Raw genomic sequence first — 24407 nt, 5'->3', positions numbered from 1 at the left:
GGATGCGTTGGATAAGCCTGGCTTATGGGAGAACGCCTCATGCCGCTGTCCCTCGACCTGCTCCGGGTATTCGAGTCCGCCGCCCGCCAGCTCAGCTTCACCGCTGCCGCCGAGGAGCTGGGGACCACCCAGCCTGCGGTCAGCCAGCAGATCAAACGCCTGGAGAAAGAGCTGGCGACCCCTCTGTTCCAGCGCGTTCATCGAGGCATCGTGCTCACCGACGCCGGCCAGCTTCTGCTCCGCCACGTGGCCGCCGGCCTCGAGACGATCGATGCCGGCATCGCCGCGCTGGGCGCGCGCCAGCGCCACGAGGTGCTCCAGGTGGCCACCGACTACGCCTTCGCTGCCTACTGGCTGATGCCGCGCCTTCCGCGCTTCCACCAGGCCCATCCGCATCTGGACGTGAGCCTGGTGACCAGCGAGCGCGGCCTGGCCGGCCAGCGCGGCGATATCGACGTGGCGATCCTGTTCGGCGACGGTCGTTCCAAGCACGGCGAAGCGCACCGGCTGTTTCGCGAGGAGGTGTTCCCGGTCTGTAGCCCGCGCCTGGTCGAGGGATTGCAGTTGCCGCTGGCCAAGGCGCACCTGGCGCGCCTGCCGATGCTGCATCTGAAGCCGGCGCAGCACGCCCGCTGGTTCGACTGGCCGGCGTTGTTCGAAGCGTTGGCCATCGATCGGCAGCCGATTCCGGCGGTGCTCAGCTTCGACAACTACACCTTGCTGATCCAGGCGGCCATCGCCGGCCAGGGCGTGGCTATCGGCTGGCGCCACCTGGTCGACGGCCTGCTCGAACAGGGGCTGCTTTGCCGGCCCATTGGCGAGAGCTGCCTGTCGCGATACGGGTACTATGCGGTATTGCCGGAGCGCAAGCGGCGCCAGCGGCTGGTCGACGGTTTCGTCGACTGGCTGCAGGCCGAGTTGCAGGCCGGCGGCGCTTGAAGAGGTGACGATGAACGAGTATTCCACCCCCCGCATCCAGGGCTTCCATGCTCACGTCTATTTCGATGCGCAGAGCATCGAGCGAGCCCGCGCCCTTTGCGAAGAGGCGGCGCGGCGCTTTCCGCTGAAGATGGGGCGGGTCCATGAGCGGCCGGTAGGGCCGCATCCGGACTGGAGCTGCCAGCTGGCGTTCGCTCCCGAGGTGTTCGGCGAGCTGGTGCCCTGGCTGGCCATCCATCGGCAGGACCTGGTGGTGTTCATCCACCCGGTTACCGGCAACGATCTGCTCGACCATCGCGACCGAGCCATCTGGATGGGAGCCATTCGCCCGCTGGACCTGTCGATCCTGGACGAAGGCCCGCAACGCTATGACTTCGCCGTGCCTTGAGGCGCGGTCATCGTCATCCAGTCGTGCAGTTCGCATTGCAGCTCGCCCAGTGCCGTCACCAGGTCGTCGACGGCATCGGCGAGCTTGCGCACGGAGCTTTCGCCGCAGGCGATCTCCAGTTGGTGGCAGGCGCGTTCCACGGCGTGGGCGTGGATCAGCGAGGCCATGCCCGCCAGGCGGTGCGCCAGCTCGTTGAGTTCCTGGGTCTGCTCGCGCTCCTGGGCGCGCCGCAGCTTGCGGGTGTCTTCGTTGTTGCTGGTCATCAGCTGCGCGACGAGCAGGCGGCTGATCTCCGGTTGGTTGGCGCGGTCGCCCAGGGCGGCGGTCAGGTCGAACGTTCGCATGGGATCCTCAGATCAGCTCGTGGCGGCGGGCGAAATCGATCAGGCCGGCCAGGGAATGGGCGTTGAGTTTCAGCATGATGCGTGACTTGTAGGTGCTCACGGTTTTCTCGCTGAGGAACAGCTGCTGGGCGATGGCCTTGTTGGTATTGCCGTTGGCCAGGTACTGCAGCACGGTCATCTCGCGGTCGGAAAGGCTTTCCAGCATGCGGGCCTCGTTGTCGCGGCTCTGCTGGTTGATGCTGCGCAACGCCCCGGTGGGGAAGTGGATGTAGCCGGCCAGCACGGCCTTGGCGGCGAGCAGCAGCTCGGAGAGGTTTTCCCTTTTGCTGACGAAGCCCATGGCGCCGGCCTGCAGGCAGCGCGGGGCGAACTGCGCCGGATTCTGCCGGGTCAGGACCAGGACCTTGGTGTCCAGCTTCAGGGACTTCAGGCGGGCTATCACTTCGAGACCGTCGATCTTGGGGATGCCGATGTCCAGGATGGCCAGGTCGGGAGACTTCTTGCGGGCTACCTGCAGGGCTTCGGCACCGTTGTCGGCCTCGCCGACGATGGTGAAACCGTCGCGCTCGAACAGCAAGCGCACGGCCAGGCGGATAGCGGGATGATCATCGACGATCAGCACCTTACTCATGCGAACCTTCTTTGAATGCGTTGGCTATTTGGGTGAGGCGCTATTCAAGGCTTCGGCAGAGTCGGCGGACAATAAGACGTTTCTGAAAGTGACCGTGAATTTTTCCTCACGGTTCTGGCAGCGTGCAACGCAAGGCCAGGCGCAGCGGGTTGCCTGCGCCTGGCGAATGCCGCTGTCAGGGTCTGTCAGCGTGCGTTGCGCACGCCTTCGGCCAGCTCGCCGCACAGGGCGAGGACATCCTTGACCGCCTGGGCATTGTCGCGGGCCTTGGCGATCCGGTCGATCAGCGCCGAGCCGACCACCACGCCGTCGGCCAACCGCGCGACCGCGGCGGCGTGTTCGGCGCTGCGGATGCCGAAGCCGATACCGATCGGCAGGTCGGTATGCCGGCGCAGGCGCGCCACCGCTTCCTCGACGTGTTCCAGGGTCGCCGCGTTGGCGCCGGTGACGCCGGCCACCGACACGTAGTAGACGAACCCGGAACTGCCTTCTAGCACCGTCGGCAGGCGCTGGTCGCCGGTGGTCGGGGTGGTCAGGCGGATGAAGTCGAGGCCGGCGGCCTGGGCCGGGTGGCAGAGGTCTTCGTTGTGCTCCGGCGGCAGGTCGACCACGATCAGGCCGTCCACTCCCACCTCCTTCGCCTCGGCGATGAAGCGTTCGACGCCGTAGTGGTGGATCGGGTTGAAGTAGCCCATCAGCACCAGGGGCGTCTCGCTGTCGCCGCTGCGGAATTCGCGGACCATCTGCAACGTCCTGGCCAGGGTCTGGCCGCCGTCCAGGGCGCGGATGTTGGCCAACTGGATGGCCGGGCCGTCCGCCATCGGATCGGTGAACGGCATGCCCAGTTCGATCACGTCGGCTCCGGCCGCCGGCAGGCCTTTGAGGATTTCCAGGGAAGACGCGTAGTCCGGGTCGCCGGCGGTGACGAAGGTCACCAGGGCGGCGCGGTTTTCCTGCTTGAGCTGGGCGAAGCGGGTCTGCAGGCGGCTCATGCTTTCGACTCCTGTTGCATGTGGTGCATGACGGTCTGCATGTCCTTGTCGCCGCGACCGGACAGGTTCACCACCATGATGTGCTCCTTGGGCAGGCTGGGCGCACGCTTGAAGACCTCGGCCAGGGCATGGGAGCTTTCCAGTGCCGGGATGATGCCTTCGAGGCGGCAGCAGGTGTGGAAGGCCTCCAGGGCTTCGTCGTCGGTGATCGAGGTGTACTCGACGCGGCCGGTGTCGTGCAGCCAGGCGTGTTCCGGGCCGATGCCGGGATAGTCGAGGCCGGCGGAGATGGAGTGTGCGTCGATGATCTGGCCATCCGCGTCCTGCAGCAGGAAGGTGCGGTTGCCGTGCAGCACGCCGGGAACCCCGCCGTTCAGGCTGGCCGCGTGCTTGCCGGTGTCGATGCCGTGGCCGGCGGCTTCCACGCCGACGATCTGCACCCCGGCGTCGTCGAGGAACGGGTGGAACAGGCCCATGGCGTTGGAGCCGCCGCCGATGCAGGCGACCAGCGAATCGGGCAGGCGCCCTTCCTTCTCGGCCAGTTGCTCGCGGGTTTCCTTGCCGATCACCGCCTGGAAGTCGCGGACCATCGCCGGGTACGGATGCGGGCCGGCGACCGTGCCGATCAGGTAGAAGGTGCTATCGACGTTGGTCACCCAATCGCGCAGCGCCTCGTTCATGGCGTCCTTCAGGGTACCGGTGCCGGCGGTCACCGGGATCACCTCGGCGCCCAGCAGCTTCATGCGGAAGACGTTGGCCTGCTGCCGGTCGATGTCGGTGGTGCCCATGTAGATCACGCACTGCAGGCCGAAACGCGCGGCGACAGTGGCGGTGGCCACGCCGTGCATGCCGGCGCCGGTCTCGGCGATGATGCGTTTCTTGCCCATACGCCGGGCCAGGAGGATCTGGCCGATGCAGTTGTTGATCTTGTGCGCGCCGGTATGGTTCAGCTCCTCGCGCTTGAGGTAGATCTTCGCCCCGCCGCAGTGCTCGGTCAGGCGCTCGGCGAAGTACAGCGGGCTCGGCCGACCGACGTAGTCGCGCTGGAAGTAGGCCAGTTCCTCCTGGAACGCCGGGTCGTCCTTGGCCTTCTCGTACTCGCGGGCGAGGTCGAGGATCAGCGGCATCAGGGTCTCGGCGACGTACTGGCCGCCGAAGCGGCCGAACAGGCCCTTGGCGTCGGGGCCGTTGCGATAGGAAGTCATGGAGGGCTCCAGGAAATGACGTATGGGCAGAATCTAATCCCCCCGCCGGGTAAAAGAAACCGATAAGATTGCTCAAACCTGTCAGGAAAACTCACGAATAGCCATGAGCCGCGACCTCCCTTCCCTGAATGCCCTGCGCGCTTTCGAAGCCGCTGCCCGGTTGCACAGCATCAGCCTGGCGGCCGAGGAACTGCACGTTACCCATGGCGCCGTGAGCCGGCAGGTGCGGTTGCTCGAGGACGATCTCGGGGTGGCCCTGTTCGGCAAGGATGGACGCGGCGTAAAACTCACCGATTCCGGCGTTCGCCTGCGTGACGCCTGCGGCGATGCGTTCGAGCGACTGCGTGGCGTCTGTGCCGAGCTGCGCCGGCAGACCGCCGAGGCCCCGTTCGTCCTCGGCGTACCCGGCAGCCTGCTGGCGCGCTGGTTCATCCCGCGGCTGGACCAGCTCAACCGTGCCCTCCCCGACCTGCGCCTGCAACTGTCCACCAGCGAGGGCGAGTTCGATCCGCGTCGTCCCGGCCTGGACGCCATGCTCTGGTTCGCCGAGCCGCCCTGGCCGGCGGACATGCAGGTCTTCGAACTGGCGCCCGAGCGCATGGGTCCGGTGGTCAGCCCGCGCCTGGCGCAGGAAACCGGCCTGGCCCAGGCGCCCGCCGCGCGGCTGTTGCAGGAGCCGCTGCTGCATACCGCCTCGCGACCCCAGGCCTGGCCGGCCTGGGCCGCGAGCCAGGGGCTGGCGGCGGAGGCGCTGCGCTATGGCCAGGGGTTCGAGCATCTCTACTACCTGCTGGAAGCGGCGGTGGCGGGCCTCGGCGTGGCCATCGCCCCGGAGGCGCTGGTCCGCGACGATCTCGCCGCAGGCCGCCTGGCGGCGCCCTGGGGCTTCATCGAGACCGATGCGCGCCTGGCCCTGTGGGTACCGGCGCGCCTGCACGATCCGCGTGCCGGGCGCCTGGCGCAATGGTTGCGGGAGCAGTTGGCAGGCTGAGCGCTGGCGATTTGCTGCACTTTTCCGGCTCGGCTAGTGTCCATTGAACAGAGGCGCCCGTCGGGCGCGAAGAACCAGGCATCGTCCGGGGAGAGAGTTCATGTCCAATCACCACACCTACAAGAAGATCGAACTGGTCGGCTCGTCCAAGACCAGCATCGAGGACGCCATCAACAACGCCCTCGCCGAAGCGGCGAAGAGCATCCAGCATCTGGAATGGTTCGAGGTGGTGGATACCCGCGGGCACATCGAGAACGGCGCCGTCGGCCATTACCAGGTGACCCTGAAAGTAGGGTTCCGTATCGCCAATAGCTGATGGCACCCTGGAAACCTGTCCACGATCGCCAGCGCCCTGGGAAGGCCGCCGCGTCTTTCCGCTTCGCCGGATCATGCACAGGCTATGAGGGCGGCGTGCCTCCATGGGCGGCGCGCTCGTCTCAACCTTGCCGCATTTGGCAAGCCTGACCCGTTCGGGTCTTCATCCATGCAACGAGGGAATGTGTTCATGAAGAAGTTGATGTTGGCAGTCGGCCTGTTTGCCGTGGCGGGCAGCGCATTCGCCGCCAAGCCCTGTGAGGAACTGAAAGCCGAGATCGATGCGAAGATCAAGGCCAACGGCGTTCCTGCCTACACCCTGGAAATCGTCGACAAGGGCAGCGTCACCGACAAGAAGGTAGTCGGCACCTGCGACGGCGGCACCAAGGAAATCGTCTACCAGCGCGGCTGATGCAGCGCCTGCGACGAGCAGTATCCGGGGCCGGCTTTCCCATGGGAGCCGGCCCTTTCTTTTTGCCGCGATGAGTACCCTGCCAACGATGGGTCTTGTTGCAGTTCGTCGAGAAAGCGTGCCATCTAACGGATTAATCCAAAAGTCTGTGTTAGGTTTTTCGGCACGCCCAGATGGCCTTGTGCCTTAATTCCGGATTGTCCGACTCATGGAAGACGGATTTCGGAATATTCCTGCTTACCCGCTGTAGCCGCTGGGCCAACATCGCGCCTTTCTGTATTTCAAGGAATGAAATCGTGGCTCTCCATCGCCTGGCCTTTATCTTCCTGTGCCTGCCGCTCATGGCCAGCGCCGCCCCCTTCACCTCCCCCGGTGACCGCGACCTGATCCGCGACCGCCAGCAGCGCCTGCTGGACGAACAGCGCAAGCGCCTGGAGGAACTCCAGCAACTGCCCGGCAAGGGAGCGCCCGCCGCTGCGGATGCCTCCGGCGACGACGAGCGCTGCTTCGAGATCCGCCGCATCGAGCTGGAAGGCGCCGGGCACCTCGACGAAAGCGCGCGTCGCCAACTGCTGGCGCCCTACCAGGGGCGCTGCCTGGGCGTCGGCCAGCTCAATGCGCTGCTCAAGGCTGTCACCGACCATTACCTGGATCGCGGCTACGTCACCACCCGTGCCTACCTGCCACAGCAGGACCTGGCCTCCGGGACCCTGCGCATCATCGTCGTCGAAGGCCGCCTGGAGGGCCTGGACAGCTCCGCGCTGGCCAGCCCGCGCGAACTGGCGATGAGCTTTCCGGGCAGGACCGGCGAGCTGCTCGACCTGCGCGAGCTGGAGCAACTGGTCGACCAGTTGAGCCGCCTGCCGTCGCGCCAGGTGCAACTGGAGCTGGTGCCCGGCAGCGAGGTCGGCGGCAGCCGGGTGCGTCTCAAGGGCGAGCGCGACAAGCCCTGGCGGGTCTCCGCCACGCGCAACAACGACGGCGACGTCAGCACCGGCGAGCAGCAGATGGGCCTGGGCCTGGACTGGGACAGCCCGCTGGGCCTGGCCGACCAGCTCAACCTGCGCGCCAACCGCGACGCGGTGACCGACCGCTGGCGCCATTCCGACAGCCAGAGCCTGTTCTACAGCCTGCCCTGGGGCTGGTGGACCTTCACCTACGGCTACAGCCAGAGCGACTACCGCACGCGCAACGAGGCCAGCGGCTTCCCCTTCAAGCTCGATGGCGACAGCCGCAGCCATCAGTTCCGCGCCGAACGCGTGCTGCACCGCGACGGCGTGAGCAAGACCGCCATGAGCCTGGGGCTCAGCCACCAGCGCACCAACAACTATGTCGAAGACACCCGCCTGGAAGACCAGAGCACGCGGATCACCGAGACCCAGCTCGGCTTCAACCACGGCCGGCGGATCGGCAGCGGTTTCGTCAACCTCGACCTCGGCTGGCAGCAGGGCATCGGCGCCCTTGGCGCGCAGGGTCGCGGCCACCCGCACGCGGGCGATCCGCATGCGCGCTACGACAAGTACAGCCTGACCCTCAGCTACCTGCAGCCGTTCCAGCTATGGGGCGAGCGCTTCAGCTTCGACAGCCTGGCCACCGGGCAGAGGAGCGAGGACGTGCTGTTCAGCCCGCAGCGCATCAGCCTCGGCGGCAACAGCTCGGTGCGCGGCTTCAAGGACCAGACCCTGACCGGCGACAGCGGCGGCTACTGGCGCAACCAGTTGCGCTGGCGGCGCGCGGTGGAGTGGGCGCCGCTGCGGCCCTGGCTGCAGGAATACGGCGTGGCCTTCGCCTACGACGTCGGCGTGATCCGCCACGACCGCTACAACGACGGCGCCAGCGGGCGCATGAGCGGCAACGCCATCGAACTGGATGCCCGCGGCCGCTATTTCGCCGCCAGCGTCGGCTTCGCCCGCTCGCTGGAGCGGCCCAGCGCCATCGAGCGGCGCGAGCACCCGATCTATTTCCGGGTCGACGCGTTCTTCTGAAGACGCGGCGACCTCCTGAACGCTTTAGGAAAGCGCCTACCTGCATCGAGGCCCTTTCCTTGGAAAACCTTGCTTAACCTCGCCGGGCCCCTACCCGCCAAGGAGTAACGATATGGACATCCGCAGCCCGCTGAACCAGTGCATCGCCCTGTCCCTGGCCGGCATCCTGTTCCTCAACCCGATCGTCGCCGCGGCGGCGGGGCTGGCGCTGGACAAGGCCGCCGGCGGCAACACCGGCCTGGGCCAGGCGGGCAACGGCGTGCCCATCGTCAATATCGCCACGCCCAACGGCGCCGGGCTGTCGAACAACCATTTCCGCGACTACAACGTCGGCGCCAACGGGCTGATCCTCAACAACGCCACCGGCAAGACCCAGGGTACCCAGCTCGGCGGGATCATCCTCGGCAACCCCAACCTCAAGGGCCAGGCGGCGCAGGTGATCCTCAACCAGGTCACCGGCGGCAACCGCAGCACCCTGGCCGGCTACACCGAGGTGGCCGGGCAGTCGGCGCGGGTGATCGTCGCCAACCCGCACGGCATCACCTGCCAGGGCTGCGGCTTCATCAACACGCCGCGCGCGACCCTCACCACCGGCAAGCCGATCATGGACGGCCAGCGCCTGGAGCGCTTCCAGGTGGACGGCGGCGACATCGTCGTCGAAGGCGCCGAACTGAACGTCGGCAACCTCGAACAGTTCGACCTGATCACCCGCAGCGCCAAGCTCAACGCCAAGCTCTACGCGAAGAACCTCAACATCGTCACCGGCCGCAACGACGTCCAGGCCGACAGCCTGCAGGCCACGCCGCGCGCTGCCGATGGCAGCGAGAAGCCGCAGCTGGCGATCGACAGCTCGGCGCTGGGCGGGATGTACGCCGGGGCGATCCGCCTGGTCGGCACCGAGCAGGGCGTGGGGGTGCGGCTGGCCGGCGACATGGCCGCCAGCGGCGGCGACATCCGCATCGACGCCAGCGGCAAGCTGAGCCTGGCCCAGGCCTCCAGCCAGGGCGACCTGAAGATCGCGGCCCAGGCCGTGGAGCTGAATGGCAAGACCTACGCCGGCGGCAGCGCCGAGATCCGCAGCGCGGAGGAACTGGTCAACCGGCAGAGCCTGGCGGCGCGCGAACGCATCGTGCTGGAGGCGGCGCATATCGACAACGCCGGGGTGATCGAAGCCGGCGTCGAGCCAGACGAGCGGCGCAACGCGCGCGGCGACCTCGAGCTGCGCAGCGGCACCCTGCGCAACGCCGGCAGCCTGGTGGCCAGCCGCGCGCTGGAAGCGAAGGCGAGCCAGGCGCTGGACAACCAGGGCGGCAGCCTGAAGGGGGCGACCGTCCGGGTCGACGGCGGACACCTGGACAACCGTGGCGGCAAGCTGCTCGCCGAGGGCGAACTGCGGGTCGAGGCGAGCAGCCTGGACAACCGCCAGGACGGCCTGTTGCAGAGCCGGGACCGCGCCGTGGTCAAGACCCGTGGCGATCTCGACAACCGTGGCGGCCAGGTGATCGGCCTGAACGACCTGGAGGTCGGCGCGGCGACGCTCGACAACGGCCAGCAAGGCCTGCTCGGCAGCCAGCAGTCCACCCGCGTCAGTGCCCAGGCGCTGGTCAACCGGGGGGACGGCGAAGTCTCCGGCAAGCGCGTCGAGGCCCGCGTCGGCAGCCTCGACAATCGCGGCGGCAAGCTGATCGGCGACGACCTGCTGGTGGTCGCCAGCGGTGCCATCGACAACCGCCTCGGCTTGTTCTCCGCAGCCAACCGCCTCGACCTGCGGGCGCGCAGCCTGGACAACAGCGGCAAGGGCACGCTGAGCAGCCGGGGCGGCCTGGAGGTCAGCCTCGGCGGCCTGCTGGACAACCGCGATGAAGGCAGCCTGCTCAGCCAGGGCGCGCAGCGCGTGACGGTGGGGCAACTGGACAACCGCGCCGGCGGCCTGCTGTCGAGCCGCAGCGAGTTGAACGTCCACGGCGCCAGCCTGGACAACCGTGGCGGCGTGCTGGTGGCCGACGCCGGCCTGAGCGCCACGGGAGGCGCCTTCGACAACCGCGACGGCGGCAGCGCCAGCGGCAAGGCTGGCGTGCGCGTGGAGGTTGCCAGCCTGCGCAACGACCAGGGTGGCAAGCTGCTCAGCGATGGCCGCCTGGACCTCGCAGCGAACGCCGTCGGCAACGCCGGAGGGCGTATCGCCGCCAAGGGCGACCTGCAGGCGACGCTTGGCAGCCTGGCCCAGCAAGGTGGCGAACTGGTCAGCGAAAAGACCCTGAAGGTCGCGGCCGACGTGCTCGACAACAGCCAGTCCGGGCTGATTGCCGCGAATGGCGGCATCGCTATCGAGGCGCGGCAGGTCGACAACCGCGCCGGCGAGATTTCCAGCACCTCGAGGGTCGCCGTGAACGCCCGCGAGCAACTGGACAACCGCGGCGGCAAGGTCATCGGCGACAGCGGCCTGCGCCTCACCGTGCAGCGCCTGCTGAACCAGGCCAAGGGGGTGCTGGCCGGGCGCGACGGCCTGAGTCTGGACGGCGGCGAACTGTTCAACGGCGACGGCGGTCGGCTCGACAGCCAGAACGGCCTGAGCGTGAGCCTCGGCGGCGTGCTGGACAACCAGGGCGGCGCGCTGGTCAGCGAAGGCAGCCTGACGGCGCGCGCCGCGCGCCTGGACAACCGTGGCGGGACCTTCTCCAGCGCCGGTGCGCTGGCGCTGACCAGCCAGGCCGCGCTGGACAACCAGGGCGGCAGGCTGCTCAGCGATGCCGGCGTGACGCTGAAGGGCGCCAGCCTCGACAACAGCCGTTCCGGCGTGATCAGCGCCAAGGGTGCGGTGGATATCCGCACCGGCGTGCTGGACAACAGCCGCAACGGCGGCATCGGCAGCAACGCCGGCATCACCCTGGTGGCCGCCCGGCTGGACAACGGCCAGCAGGGCCGGGTCAGCGCCAAGGGCCTGCTCGACGCCAACCTGAAAGGCCTCGACCAGCGCGGAGGCGGCGTCCTGGTCAGCGAAACCGGCGTCACCCTCGACCTCAATGGCGGCACGCTAGTCAACCGCGACGGCGGCCTGATCGCCACGCCCGGCGCGCTGCTGCTGCGCCAGCTCGGCGCGGTGGACAACGGCGCCGGCGGGGAAATCTCCAGCGACCGCGCCTTCACCCTCGCCGCCGCCAGCCTGGACAACCGCGGCGGGCGCCTGATCGGCGCCGACAGCCTGACCCTGCGCATCGCCCAGGCCCTGGACAACAGCCTGGCCGGGGTGATCTCCGGCACCGCCGGCCTGGACATCGCGGCCGCTCGCCTGGACAACAGCGCCAAGGGCACCCTGGCCAGCCGCGCCGGCATCGACCTGCGCGTCGACGGCGCGCTGGACAACCACGCCGAAGGCACCGTCTCCGGCGCCCGCCTGACGCTCGCCAGCGCCTCGCTGGACAACAGCGGCAAGGGCCTGCTCTCCGGCAACGCCGGCCTGAGCGTCGCCACTGGCGCGCTGGACAACGCCGAGGGTGGCCAGTTGATCAGCCAGGGCGTGCTGGACGTCAGCAGCGCCGACCTCGACAACCGTGGCGGCGCCCTCAGTGGCAAGCAGTCGCTGCGCCTGAGCGCCGCCAACCTGGACAACCGTGGCGGCCTGCTGACCAGCGACGGCGAACTGGAACTGACGGCAGGGCGCGTCGACTCCGCCGACGGCGGCGAAATCTCCGCCCGGGGCGACCTGCGCCTGACGGTCGAGCGCCTGGTGCAACGCCAGGGCCGGCTGATCGGCGAGCGCGGCGTCAGTCTCGACCTGCGGGGTGGCGACCTGGATAACCAGGGCGGCCTGATCAGTGCCCGCGGCCCGCTGAGCATCGAGCGGCTGAACGTCCTCGACAACCGCCAGGGCGGCGAGATTTCCAGCCAGCAGGGCTTCGAGCTGCTGGCCAGGCGCATCGACAACGGCCAGCAGGGGCGCATCATCAGCGCCGGGAAACTGCGCCTGGACGCCGACGCGCTGGGCAACGCCGGCGCCGGCCTGCTCTCCGGATGGCAGGGCCTGACGGTGACAGGCGGGAGCCTGGACAACAGCGCCGGCGGCACCCTTTCGAGCAAGGACGGCGAGCTGGCCATCAGCCTCGGCGGCGCGCTGGACAACCACGGCCAGGGCGCCCTGGTCAGCAAGGGCGCGCAACGGATCGACGCCGCCAGCCTGGATAACGCCCAGGGCATTGTCTCCGGCGAAAGCGACGTGACCCTGAGCATCGCCGGGAAGCTGGACAACGGCCAGGGCGGCCTGGTCTCGGCGCAGCGCGCGCTGAGCTTCGAGCGCGACGATACGCTGCTGAACAACGCCGGCGGCCGGATCAACGGCGGCAGCCTGCTGCTCAAGGGCGCCAGCCTGGATAACAGCGACGGCCAGTTGATCAGCCAGGGCCGGCTCGACGCCATCCTCGGCGGCGCCCTGGTCAACACCGGCGCGGCGCGCCTGGCCAGCGGCGGCGACCTGCTGCTGCGCAGCGCCAGCGTCGACAACCGCGGCGGCAAGCTGGTCAGCCAGGGGCTGCTGGAGATCAGCGCCGGCAGCCTCGAAAACAGCGCCTCCGGCACCCTCGCCAGCCAGGCCGGCATGAGCCTGCGCCTGGGCGGCGGCGCCCTGCGCAACCAGCAGGACGGCCTGATCTTCAGCCAGGCCGGCGCCCTCGAGGTGCAGGCTGGCAGCCTGGACAACCGCCAGGGCACGCTCCAGGCCCAGGGCGACAACCGGCTGCGTATCGGCGGCGCGCTGGACAACCAGGGCGGCCGCCTGGACAGCCGGGCCGGCAACCTCGACCTGCAGAGCGGCAGCCTCGACAACGGCGCCGGCGGCGTGCTCAACAGCGCCAAGGGTTGGCTGAAGCTGGTCACCGGGCTGTTCGACAACAGCGCCGGCGTCACCCAGGCGCGGTCGCTGGAGATTCGCGCCGGGCAAGGCGTGCGCAACCAGCAGGGCCATCTCTCGGCGCTGGGCGGCGACAACCGCATCGTCACTGCCGACTTCGACAACCAGGGCGGCGGCCTCTACGCCAGCGGCCTGCTCAGCCTCGACGGCCAGCGCTTCCTCAACCAGGGCGCGGCGGCGGGCCAGGGCGGCAAGGTCGGCGCCGGGCGCATCGACTTCAGCCTGGCCGGCGCGCTGGCCAACCGCTTCGGCCAGTTGGAAAGCGAGAGCGAGCTGCACCTGCGCGCCGCCGCGATCGACAACAGCGGCGGCAGCCTGCGCGCCCTCGGCCGCAGCGGCAGCACGCGGCTGGTCGCTGGCGACCTGAACAACGCCTACGGCGTGCTGGAAAGCGCCAACCAGGACCTCGACCTGCAACTGGGCAGCCTGGCCAACGCCGGCGGGCGCATCCTCCACACTGGCAATGGCACCTTCGGCCTGGATTCCGCGCAGGTGATCCGCGCCGGCGGCGAACTGACCACCAATGGCCTGCTGGACATCCGCGCCAGCGAATGGACCAACAGCAGCGTGCTGCAAGCCGGACGCCTGAACCTGGACATCGGCACCTTCCGCCAGACGGCCGAGGGCAAGCTGCTGGCGGTGCAGTCCTTCACTGGCCGCGGCGGCGACTGGAGCAACGACGGCCTGCTGGCCAGCGACGGCAGCTTGCGCCTCGACCTGAGCGGCGGCTACCGTGGCAACGGCCGCGCCACCAGCCTCGGCGACTTCGCCCTGAACGCCGCCAGCCTCGACCTCGGCAACGCCGCCAGCCTCGCCGGCGGCGCCAATGTCACGCTCGGCGCCGGCAACCTGCTGGTCAACCGTGGGCGGATCACCGCCGCCGGCGACCTCGTGGCCAGCGCCGCGAGTCTGAACAACTACGGCACCCTGGGCGGCGGCGGCAGCCTGCGATTGAACGCGCCCGCCCTGCTCAACGAGCGCGGGTTGCTGTTCAGTGGCGCCGACATGACCCTGCGCGCCGGCGACATCACCAACCTCTACGGGGATGTGTACAGCCTCGGCAGGCTGGATATCGCCCGCGACGATGCCGGCAACCGTGCCGCCAGCCTGCGCAACCTTTCCGGGGTGATCGAGAGCGGCAAGGACTTCAGCCTGCGTGCCAGCCTGATCGAGAACCGTCGCGCCGTGCTGGAAAGCAAGTCGGGCCTGTACACCGCGAAGATGGAGCAGACCGCCTGCATCGAAGGCGTCAACGCGGGCGACTGCAGCGGCAAGCGCAACGCCATCTGGACCATCACCCAGCGCGACAAGACCGAGGTCACTGCCAGCAGCGCCATGGGGCAACTGCTGGCCGGAGGCGACTTCGCCATCGACGGCGGCACCCTGAACAACCTTTCCAGCCTGATCGGCAGCGGCGGCAACCTCACCGCCAACCTCGAAGTCCTCGACAACCAGGGCCTGGAAACCGGCGAGCTGGAAACCATCCGCGTGCTGCGTACCGCTCGCGGCGGCGATATCGGCGGCATCGACCAGAAGTCGCGCAACTTCACCAACCTCTACTGGTACCAGAGCGCCAATTTCGACCCGGCGCGCGCGGGCGAGATTCCCGCCGCGCTCAACGCGATCCTCAGCGACTGGTCCTTCGAGTACGAATTCCCGAGCAAGGGGCCGACCCCGATCAGCAGTGGCGACCAGTCCTACGCAGCGGTGATCCAGGCCGCCGGCGACGTCACGGTCAATGCCAGCACGCGCATCGACAACGGCGTCACCCGCCCCGGCTACACCTTCGTCGGCAGTGGCCGCCAGGTGGGCGACAGCGCGGTGGGCGGCAGCGGGGTTTCGGTGGTCGTGCCGCTGACCTCGCAACTGCCGCCCGACCTGGCGCGGCGCCAGGTCAACCCGGTTACCCTGCCCGGCTTCAGCCTGCCCCAGGGCGACAACGGCCTGTTCCGTCTCAGCTCGCGCTTCGCCGAGGACGGCAATGGCAGCGCCGCGCTCGGTGCCGGCGCCGACCGCACCCAGGGCGGTAGCGGCGTCTCGGTCGGCCAGCAAGGCGCCGGCAACGTCGCCGGTACCTGGCAGGGCCAGGGCGTGCGAGTCGATGGCCTGGCTGGCGCGGCCAACGTCCTGGGTCAGGGCGGCAGCGCGCTCGGCGGTAGCCTGCCGGGCGTCGCCCGGGTCCAGGGCGTGCCCGGCAACGCCACGCCGAGCGCCAGCCACAAGTACCTGATCGAGACCAACCCGGCGCTCACCGAACTGAAGCAGTTCCTCAACTCGGACTACCTGCTCAGCGGCCTGGGCATGAACCCGGACGCTAGCAAGAAGCGTCTCGGCGACGGTCTCTACGAGCAGCGGCTGATCCGCGACGCGGTGGTGGCGCGCACCGGCCAGCGCTACATCGACGGGCTGAGCAGCGACGAGGCACTGTTCCGCTACCTGATGGACAACGCCATCGCTTACAAGGACCAACTGCACCTGCAACTGGGTGTGGGTCTGAGCGCGGAGCAGATGGCGGCGCTGACTCACGACATCGTCTGGCTGGAAGAGGTCGAGGTGAACGGCGAGAAGGTCCTCGCGCCGGTGGTCTACCTGGCCCAGGCGGAGGGTCGGCTGGCACCCAACGGTGCGCTGATCCAGGGCCGCGACGTGAAGCTGGTGAGCGGCGGCGACCTGCATAACGTCGGCACCCTGCGCGCGCGGAACGACCTCTCGGCGACGGCCGACAACCTCGACAACAGCGGCCTGATCGAGGCCGGCAAGCGCCTCGACCTGCTCGCCGGCGACTCGATCCGCAACCGCCAGGGCGGGGTCATCGCCGGGCGCGATGTGAGCCTCACCGCGCTGACCGGCGACGTGATCAACGAACGCAGCGTGACCCGCTACGACAGCGCGCTCGACGGCCGCACCTGGGAGCGCAGCTTCGCCGACAGCGCCGCGCGGGTGGAGGCGGCGAACAGCCTGAACGTCCAGGCCGGACGCGACATCGCCAACCTCGGCGGGGTGCTGCAGAGTCGCGGCGACCTCAGCCTCGACGCCGGACGCGACGTCACCGTCGCCGCCGTCGAGGACCGCCAGGGCCAGACCCGCTGGAGCACGTCGCGGCTACAGAGCGTGACCCAGCTCGGCGCCGAAGTCAGTGCTGGGCGGGACCTGAACGTCAGCGCCGGGCGCGACCTCAGCGCAGTGGCCAGCGCCCTCGAAGCGCGCCGCGACATCGCCCTCTCCGCCGGGCGCGACGTGACCCTGGCGGTGGCGGCGAACGAGGAGCATGCCTACAGCAAGACCAGGAAGGTCACCTACCAGGAAGACAAGGTCGCCCAGCAAGGCACCCGCGTGGATGCCGGGGGCGACCTGGCGATCAATGCCGGACAGGACCTGCGCCTGATCGCGAGCCAGGCCAGCGCCGGCGACGAGGCCTACCTGGTGGCCGGCGACAAGCTGGAACTGCTGGCCGCCAACGACAGCAACTACTACCTGTACGACAAGAAGAAGAAAGGCGATTTCGGCCGCAAGGAAACCCGGCGCGACGAAGTCACCGACGTCAAGGCGGTGGGCAGCCAGATCAGCAGCGGCGGCGACCTCACCCTGCTCAGCGGCGGCGACCAGACCTACCAGGGCGCGAAGCTGGAATCGGGCAACGACCTGGCCATCGTCAGCGGCGGCGGGGTGACCTTCGAGGCGGTGAAGGACCTGCACCAGGAAAGCCACGAGAAGAGCAAGGGCGACCTGGCGTGGAACAGCGCCAAGGGGAAAGGGCAGACCGATGAAACGCTTCGGCAGACCCAGATCGTGGCCCAGGGGAATCTGGCGATCAAGGCCGTGGAAGGGCTGAAGATCGACCTCAAGCATATCGACCAAAAGACCGTGAGCCAGACCATCGACGCGATGGTGCAGGCGGATCCGCAACTGGCGTGGCTGAAGGAGGCCGAGCAGCGCGGGGATGTGGACTGGCGCATGGTGCAGGAGGTGCACGATAGCTGGAAGTACAGCAACTCGGGCATGGGGCCGGCGACGCAGATCGCTGTCGCCATCGCGGCGGCAGCCATCGGTGGCATGGCGGCAGCGGGAGCGCTCAGTGGTGCAGGAGTGGGTGCCAGTAGCTTCGCCATGGGCGCAGGAGTTGGTGCGGCAGGAAGCCTGTCGGGCACGGCAGCGGTCAGCCTGATCAACAACAAGGGCGATCTCGGGAAGGTGCTGAAAGACAGCTTCAGTAGTGACAGTCTGAAGCAGATTGCTATTGCGAGCCTGACCGGGGGGCTGACGGCTGAGTACTTCGACGGGATTCTTCAGACCAAGACTGATCCGCTTACTGGAAAGGTCACGGTAGACCTCAGCAGCCTATCTGGTGTTGGTCGCTTCGCTGCCAATCAGGCGATGCAGAACGCTACATCCACTGTACTGAGCCAGGCCTTGGGCCAGGGCGGGAGCCTGAACGAGGCGCTGAAGAGCGCGCTCTACAACAGTTTCGCGGCGGCAGGTTTCAACTTCGTCGGCGATATCGGCCAGGAATACAGCCTGAAGCCAGGCGATCCTTCGATGGTGACCATGCACGCCCTGATGGGTGGCCTGGCGGCGCAGGTCAGCGGTGGCGATTTCGCCACGGGCGCCGCGGCGGCTGGCGCCAATGAAGCGCTGGTGGCCAAGCTAGACCAGGCCTTCAAGAGCTTGAGCCCTGAGAACCGTGAAGCCATGGTCACTATGGGGTCGCAATTGGTTGGTGTTCTGGCTGCGGCGGTACGCGATCCTGATGTGACAGGCAAAGCTCTGGAAAGCGCTGCTTGGGTAGCGAAGAACTCGACGCAATACAACTTCCTCAACCATCAGGATGTGGCCGATCTGGATAACGCCTTGCAGAAATGCAAGTCCCAGGGAAATTGCCGTCAGGTAGAGGAAGAGTTCAAGGCGCGTAGCGACGAGAACCGGCGGAGGTTGAATGGCTGCGTGGCTGCGGGTAATTGCGCGGAGATTCGTGCGGAGATCGATGCGGGGTCTACGGCTCTCAACGAGCTGGTGGCCCGGCAGGAAACAGCTAATCCGGGAGGAAGTGACAGCGATATAGCCTACGGTTTCCTGATGGGCCGAAACGTCGTCGACTGGACGACGGCTGGTCAGTTGCACCTGGAGCAGACCGCCAACCTCTGGTGGAACGGCAATCCACAGTGGCAGAAGGAAGTCGGTGCATACCTGGACCAGACGGGGTTCAATCCGTTCGGAATCGGCGTTCCGGCAATGGGCGGTGCCGCTGGCAAGGTATCGGCCAAGGCGCTCATGAATGCGCTGAAGGCGGGAGAGTTGCCCAAAGGAGAGGTGGCCCCAGGAAAGGCTAATCTGCCTACCATTGGGGCGTTGGCGGATGCTGAGGCGGGGATGCCTTATACGCATCCGGTGAAAGAAGCAACTAAAACAAAAATACCAAATCCTCCTCGTGCAGAAGGGAACTTTACTGGTGGCCCCTTAGAAAATGCTATTAAGACTAGCGGTAGGTTTAAGCTAGATGGTGGGCCAGCCAATGGAGTGCTATATAGATCTGATAATAAGGGGAATGTTACAAGTTATGCTGTATATGACTCGACTGGCATGATTATTAAAAGGGTCGATGTAAGCGGGGCTTCGCATGCAAACATACCCACGCCTCATGTAATAGAATATGGTAGAAATATATTGCCAGACGGAAGTGTTAGAGTACAATCTCCATCAACTAAATTAGCTCCGCGCCCTGCTAATTCGGATGAGATACCATGAAAAAAATAGTATCTTTTAAAGATTTAAAGTGTTTGAGTAATTATGAGTTATGGAGGTCCGGCTGGGAGAATAAGAATGAGATTGATGTATTTTCATATATTTCCTATGAAATCAGGCCAGAAGACTTATTGATCTTAGGGAAATTGGTTTTTCCTGATTTTATCTTGGATAGGGGGGCGGTAATACTGGAGATGAATTATGAGGAAAAAAAATTTAATGACTGGATGGAAAGATTAGAAAATGATATCCAGTCTGTAGAGAGATTCATTAATCATACCCATATTTATGATATTTTTTCCGGGTGCAATGAGGATGTAGAAGATGAAATTTTTGAGCAGCTTGCTCATATGCTTTCTCTATCATGGCGCTTAATTTTAAAAGAGAAATTTCCAGATAGAGATTTTTCGGTTTTGCTATCTTGCTCAGATCAAGATTATGGCCCTACTATTACTTTTTTTCAGAAATAAATATGCTTTATTAAATAAAGAATAAATAAAGGGGTAGATTTATTTTACCTACTCTAATTTTCTAAGCAGGGAGGCTCCAGCGCAGACGCCGTAAGGAGGCTCCGCGATGCCTAGGTAAGGGCGCATGGTTTAGCGAATTATTTGCTTTGAGCGTTTCAGAGTGGGCGCAGTCGCCGAAATTAGAGTAGCAAAAATAAATCTGTCCCCTTTTCTCCTTTTCTCGTCGCGGGGCTACCTTCTGCGGAACTAAAGATAGGTGGAAAAAGTAAGAAAAATATTGCTGTAAAGATTCGTTTTGAAAATCCTTAGGGTGTAATATGAATAGTTCCTGTCAGCATGTTTTATGTGGTTTGGTGGACTTTTCAAAGAAGCTTCCAGATAATATTGTTAAGGTAAGGAAAGGGATGACATTTTTTGTTGAGAGATCGGCTCTATATAGTTTGAGTATTTTAAAATTGTTATTTTTTGTTAGCGTTAATAGTGGTGCGAAAAAAATATTTTTCTGCTTTTTGGTAGCCCAAAAAAATAAATTTGAGATCTCCTCGGTTTATGAGGTTGATCTGCTTGAAGTTAATTTTACTGAGATAGAGAATAGGCTGTGTTCTTTATATGAAGAGCATGTTTTAGTTGGAGAGGTAGGTAGAATAGTAGCTTTTTCAGATATGGTCTCATGGGTTCTGTATGAAGAGGTTTTAGAAGAGATAGGGGTTTTGGTTATGTTGGATGAAACGAAATCTGTATATTCAAATTTTGATTTTGGCGAGTTCGTTAGTAGAGAGTTTATGATGGAGCAGGCTGATTTGGGTTTATACCGGAAAGAGTACGTAGATAAACTTATTTCTAATTATTAACATAAAGGAAGAATTTTTATTTTCCCTATCCTAATTTCTGAACACGGAGGCTCCAGCGCAGGTTCCGTCAAGGGGGCAAGATGCCTAGGTAAGGGAGAATGGTTTAGCGAGTTATTTGCTTTGAGTGTTTCTGCGTGGCGCAGTTTCTGAAATTAGCAGCATAAAGGGGACAGATTTATTTTCCCTACTCTAGTTTTCTAAGCAAGGAGGCTCCAGCGCAGACGCCGTAAGGAGGCTCCGCGATGCCTAGGCAAGGGCGAGTGGTTTACCGAATTATCCGCTTCACATGGTCCAGCGGGGACACAATCGGCAAGTGGTATTCGCCGAGGACGAGGACTACCAGCGTTACCTCTCCGATCTACGGGACCTCGAGGATGCCTTCGATAACAAGCTCCATGCATTTTGCTGAATAACCACCCATATCCATCTGCTCCTGGCGGCTTGCCGACCCTCCTTTCTACTGCCCCGTCGCACAGCGCCCCAATGTACTAGTACACCGGAAACCGCCGTCTCCCGTTGAACGGGCGGGCCCCGGCCCCCTACCATTCGCAGCACACCGACCCGCGCAAAGGGAGCGGGATGCCGCGTAGGCAGGCCGCCATGGAAGGAGAAGCACATATGCCGGTACTGGCTCTGAGACTCACCGCCCTGGCGGCCCTTGCGATCAGCGTGTCGGGGTGCGTCATGGAGGCCTATGGCAGTCGCGCGCGTAGCGATGCGCAATCCTGGATCGGCTTGCCGATCCAGGACGTGATCAAGCGCTTCGGCGAGCCGGAACGTGTGACGGGGGATGCCGCCAGGCAGAAGTACGTGTGGAAGGAGTACGAGAACTATAGCCACGACTACGACTACACCTACTACGAGCAGGGCCATGGCAATACGCCCAACAGCTCGGTCCTGAACCAGAAGACCGGCACGGCCAACCAGAGCGGCTATTACACCTGCATCTACGAGTTCTTTGCCGACGCCTCGGGCAGGGTGGTCGATGCGACCGCGCGGGGTGAGTGCCGCTAGTTCCAGGCGCTCTTCACGCCGCAAAGGGTGATTGGCTCAGCCAGCCACCGCCTTGTCTCCGACCTCGCAGAGACGCCTCAGTCCAGCGCGGAGACGTCCCCTCCCCTCGCTCCGCCGTGATCGCCAGGCCGCCCTGCCTCACCCGGGTCCTGGTCCGGTCCTCGAAACCCGGCCGTTGCAGCCAGTAGCCGCGCAGGTTGATGCGGGGCGCCAGGCGGTTGCCGTCGCGTTCGTCCAGCGGCGCTCCGGGGTTTCCCCGGCGCCTCACAACAGGATCAGCAGCGCTCCTACCAGCAGCCCCGCCAGGCTGAAGGGTAGCGTTTGCAGGGCCAGCCGCTTGCCGCCCACCAGCACGACCAGGCCGGCCTTGACCAGGCTGTTGCTCAGGGCGGCAAGGGCGATGCCGCGGCTGGCCACGCCTGGATCGAGTTCGCCCTGCGCCGCGCGGGCCAGGGACAGGGTGATCGCGTCGACGTCGGCGAGGCCGGAGAGCAACGCGACCGCATAGATGCCGGCGTCGCCGAACAGCCGCCGGCCGACCTCCACCAACAGCAGGATCGCGCTCAGCAGGGCGGCGAAACGCATGGCCGGGAGCAGTTCGAAGGGGTTGCGCAGGCCTGGCTCGTCGGGCGCCTCCTGGCTGGCGCGGCCGCCGCGCAGGGCGTGGAACAGCGTGCCGCCAAGGTAGACGAGGGTGGTGGCGGCGAATGGCAGGGCCAGTTCCTTCAGCAAGGCCGGGTGGATCGCGCCGATCTCGACGAGGATGCGCGGGAACATCAGCGCCGAGGTCGCCAGCAGGGCGCACGCCAACAGGGCGTCGGGCATGCGCTCGCGCAGGCGCGCCAGGGTCAGGGTCATCACCGTGGAGGACACCAGGCCGCCGAGCACCGCGGTCAGCAACAGGCCCTTGCGCGAGCCGATCAGGCGGATGGCCAGGTAGGCGGAGAAACCGAGGGCGGCGATCAGCACCACCATCCACCAGGTCAGGTAGGGATTGAAGAACGCCCAGGGACCATAGCCCTGGTTGGGCAGCACCGGCAGCAGGACCACGGAAATGAACAGCAGCTTGAGGGTGCCCGATAGCTCCTCGGCGGTCAGGCGCTTCAGCAGGGCGTGGAGCTTGTCCTTGAGGCTCAGCAGCAGGGTCAGCACGATGCCGCCGGCGGCAGCCAGCAGGCGCTGTTCGGTGAGGGCGAGGCTGCCGAGGAGGAAGGTCATCAGCAGGGCGATCTCGGTGGTCATGCCCTGGTCGCCGCCACGCCTGACATCGCTCACGTAGCCGGCCACGGCCAGCGCCGCGAGGGCCAGCAGCAAGGCTACCCAGACTGCGCTGCCCAGTTCGCCCGCCAGCAGGGTGGCGAAGCCGCCGAGCAGGCCGGCCAGGCTGAAGGTGCGGATTCCGGCGATCTGCCGCGCATCTTCGTGGTCGCGCTCCTGCCAGCCGCGCTCGGCGCCGATCAGGAGGCCGATGGCCAGGGCCGTGCACAGGCTCAACAACAGATCCAGGGAAAGCGTCATGCTCGATTCCATTCGCCGGGAGAGAGGATGGCGACGTGCCTGTGCGCACCATAGCAGCAGACGACCCCGAGGCGCCCGCACGGCGGTGCGCCGTCCACCAAGAGCCCGTCGCTGCCGCCGATATCCATCGGGTTCTCCGCCCCGGTGTAGGCGCACGGGAGCTGGCGTAGGGAAAGTCCGCTGTTTTTCGGCCGCTGACGGTTCTCTTTCCGCGTGCTCCGACGGCCGCCAACAGTAAAAAAACCACGGCCAATCCTGATAGGCGGAGGGGCGCCTCGTTCCTAGACTGGCGGGGAAACATCAGGAGACGTCAATCATCATGCATATTCAATCATCTCAGCAGAACCCGTCTTTCGTGGCTGAGTTGAGCCAGGCCGTGGCCGGGCGCCTGGGACAGGTCGAGGCCCGCCAGGTGGCCACTCCCCGGGAGGCGCAACAACTGGCCCAGCGCCAGGAAGCACCGAAGGGCGAGGGCCTGCTCTCCCGCCTGGGGGCCGCCCTCGCGCGTCCCTTCGTGGCGATCATCGAGTGGCTGGGCAAACTGCTGGGGAGCCGTGCCCACGCCTCCACCCAGGCGCCGCTCTCCCGTCAGGACGCGCCGCCTGCCGCCAGTCTCTCGGCCGCCGAGATCAAGCAGATGATGCTGCAAAAGGCACTGCCCCTGACCTTGGGCGGACTTGGCAAGGCGAGCGAGCTGGCGACTTTGACAGCGGAGAGGCTGGCGAAGGATCACACGCGCCTGGCCAGCGGCGACGGCGCCCTGCGCTCGCTGGCCACCGCCCTGGTCGGGATTCGCGATGGCAGCCGGATCGAGGCTTCCCGTACCCAGGCTGCCCGCCTGCTCGAACAGAGCGTTGGGGGGATCGCGCTGCAACAGTGGGGGACCGCGGGCGGTGCCGCCAGCCAGCATGTACTCAGCGCAAGCCCGGAGCAACTGCGCGAAATCGCCGTCCAACTGCATGCGGTAATGGACAAGGTCGCCCTGTTGCGCCACGCGGTAGAGAGCGAGGTAAAGGGCGAGCCTGTCGACAAGGCGCTGGCGGATGGCCTGGTGGAGCACTTCGGGCTGGAGGCGGAGCAGTACCTCGGCGAACACCCGGACGGGCCGTACAGCGATGCCGAGGTGATGGCGCTCGGTCTTTATACCAACGGCGAGTACCAGCACCTGAATCGTTCCCTGCGTCAGGGGCGAGAGCTGGATGCGGGCCAGGCGTTGATCGACCGGGGCATGTCTGCCGCGTTCGAAAAGAGCGGACCGGCTGAACAGGTCGTGAAGACCTTCCGCGGCACCCAGGGCAGGGATGCCTTCGAGGCGGTGAAAGAGGGCCAGGTCGGCCACGACGCCGGCTATCTCTCCACCTCCCGGGACCCCAGCGTTGCCAGGAGCTTCGCGGGCCAGGGCACGATAACCACCCTGTTCGGCAGATCCGGGATCGATGTCAGCGAGATATCGATCGAGGGCGATGAGCAGGAGATCCTCTACGACAAGGGGACCGACATGCGCGTGCTTCTCAGCGCCAAGGATGGGCAGGGTGTGACCCGTCGGGTGCTCGAAGAGGCCACGCTGGGGGAACGGAGCGGCCACGGCGAGGGACTGCTCGATGCCCTGGACCTGGCAAACGGGACGGATCGTTCAGGCAAGCCCCAGGAACAGGACCTGCGCCTGAGAATGCGCGGCCTCGACCTGGCCTGACCGGTCGACGGCAGAGA

General features: G+C 65.6%; 16 protein-coding genes and 1 pseudogene. 12 read left to right on the top strand and 5 right to left on the bottom strand.

The features are described from left to right. The first annotated feature begins 24 nt into the window (after positions 1-24). A complete protein-coding gene (locus tag HMPREF3014_RS19155; RefSeq protein WP_003122286.1) occupies positions 25-939 on the top strand; it encodes a choline sulfate utilization transcriptional regulator in 915 nt (304 codons plus the stop codon). Positions 940-949: 10 nt separating this feature from the next. Continuing rightward, positions 950-1327 (top strand): DOPA 4,5-dioxygenase family protein, encoded by a 378-nt coding sequence (locus HMPREF3014_RS19150; RefSeq protein ID WP_003114635.1) that lies wholly within the window; start codon positions 950-952, stop codon positions 1325-1327. Here the strand turns inward: HMPREF3014_RS19150 and HMPREF3014_RS19145 are convergent. The 4 genes from HMPREF3014_RS19145 to trpB form a co-directional block, all read right to left on the bottom strand. Beyond that, positions 1306-1671, bottom strand: coding sequence for an Hpt domain-containing protein (locus HMPREF3014_RS19145; protein ID WP_003097330.1), 366 nt, complete (start codon positions 1669-1671; stop codon positions 1306-1308). The genes HMPREF3014_RS19150 and HMPREF3014_RS19145 overlap by 22 nt on opposite strands. Positions 1672-1678: 7 nt before the next feature. Continuing rightward, positions 1679-2302 (bottom strand): response regulator transcription factor, encoded by a 624-nt coding sequence (locus HMPREF3014_RS19140; RefSeq protein WP_003111192.1) that lies wholly within the window; start codon positions 2300-2302, stop codon positions 1679-1681. 185 nt (positions 2303-2487) lie between these two features. Further along, positions 2488-3294 carry a tryptophan synthase subunit alpha gene (gene trpA, locus HMPREF3014_RS19135; RefSeq protein WP_003097337.1) on the bottom strand — a complete coding sequence of 269 codons (807 nt, stop codon included), beginning with the start codon at positions 3292-3294 and terminating at the stop codon, positions 2488-2490. Continuing rightward, entirely contained in the window at positions 3291-4499 is a 1209-nt protein-coding gene (gene trpB / locus HMPREF3014_RS19130; RefSeq protein WP_003097340.1) for a tryptophan synthase subunit beta, read from the bottom strand. Before trpB ends, trpA begins: the two co-directional genes overlap by 4 nt. 103 nt (positions 4500-4602) lie before the next feature. On the opposite strand from trpB, the gene trpI reads away from it, so the two are divergent. The 9 genes and pseudogenes from trpI (at position 4603) to HMPREF3014_RS19100 (ending at position 21179) form a co-directional block, all read left to right on the top strand. Continuing rightward, positions 4603-5490, top strand: coding sequence for a trpBA operon transcriptional activator TrpI (gene trpI, locus HMPREF3014_RS19125; protein ID WP_003122282.1), 888 nt, complete (start codon positions 4603-4605; stop codon positions 5488-5490). Between the two features lie 100 nt (positions 5491-5590). Continuing rightward, positions 5591-5806 (top strand): dodecin, encoded by a 216-nt coding sequence (locus HMPREF3014_RS19120; RefSeq protein ID WP_003097345.1) that lies wholly within the window; start codon positions 5591-5593, stop codon positions 5804-5806. Between the two features lie 183 nt (positions 5807-5989). Then, on the top strand, positions 5990-6217 hold the full coding sequence (locus HMPREF3014_RS19115) for a DUF1161 domain-containing protein (RefSeq protein WP_003097347.1): 228 nt from the start codon (positions 5990-5992) through the stop codon (positions 6215-6217). A gap of 296 nt (positions 6218-6513) precedes the next feature. Beyond that, the gene (locus tag HMPREF3014_RS19110) at positions 6514-8202 is read left to right on the top strand and encodes a ShlB/FhaC/HecB family hemolysin secretion/activation protein (RefSeq protein ID WP_023086855.1); all 1689 of its coding nucleotides are present in this window, start codon (positions 6514-6516) and stop codon (positions 8200-8202) included. Between the two features lie 112 nt (positions 8203-8314). After that, a complete protein-coding gene (gene tpsA2 / locus HMPREF3014_RS19105; protein WP_023086856.1) occupies positions 8315-18847 on the top strand; it encodes a two-partner secretion system putative hemagglutinin TpsA2 in 10533 nt (3510 codons plus the stop codon). Then, a complete protein-coding gene (locus HMPREF3014_RS34690; RefSeq protein WP_153274314.1) occupies positions 18844-19314 on the top strand; it encodes a hypothetical protein in 471 nt (156 codons plus the stop codon). The genes tpsA2 and HMPREF3014_RS34690 overlap by 4 nt, the downstream gene beginning before the upstream one ends. 317 nt (positions 19315-19631) lie before the next feature. Beyond that, entirely contained in the window at positions 19632-20165 is a 534-nt protein-coding gene (locus HMPREF3014_RS34820; protein WP_170868655.1) for a hypothetical protein, read from the top strand. Positions 20166-20407: 242 nt separating this feature from the next. Then, positions 20408-20571 (top strand): annotated as a pseudogene (locus HMPREF3014_RS34815) (transposase); the annotation flags it as partial. Between the two features lie 212 nt (positions 20572-20783). Next, positions 20784-21179 (top strand): hypothetical protein, encoded by a 396-nt coding sequence (locus HMPREF3014_RS19100; RefSeq protein WP_003083536.1) that lies wholly within the window; start codon positions 20784-20786, stop codon positions 21177-21179. A gap of 264 nt (positions 21180-21443) precedes the next feature. Here HMPREF3014_RS19100 and HMPREF3014_RS19095 read toward each other — a convergent pair whose 3' ends face one another. Continuing rightward, positions 21444-22853 (bottom strand): MgtC/SapB family protein, encoded by a 1410-nt coding sequence (locus HMPREF3014_RS19095; RefSeq protein WP_003118557.1) that lies wholly within the window; start codon positions 22851-22853, stop codon positions 21444-21446. A gap of 163 nt (positions 22854-23016) precedes the next feature. On the opposite strand from HMPREF3014_RS19095, the gene exoT reads away from it, so the two are divergent. Then, the gene (exoT, locus tag HMPREF3014_RS19090; RefSeq protein WP_017002016.1) at positions 23017-24390 is read left to right on the top strand and encodes a T3SS effector bifunctional cytotoxin exoenzyme T; all 1374 of its coding nucleotides are present in this window, start codon (positions 23017-23019) and stop codon (positions 24388-24390) included. Positions 24391-24407: the final 17 nt, after the last annotated feature.

The sequence above is a fragment of the Pseudomonas sp. HMSC065H01 genome (assembly GCF_001815235.1).
In the GTDB taxonomy this organism is placed as follows: domain Bacteria; phylum Pseudomonadota; class Gammaproteobacteria; order Pseudomonadales; family Pseudomonadaceae; genus Pseudomonas; species Pseudomonas aeruginosa.
Note: the sequence above shows the minus strand (reverse complement) of the source record. Positions and strands in the feature narration are given on the sequence as shown.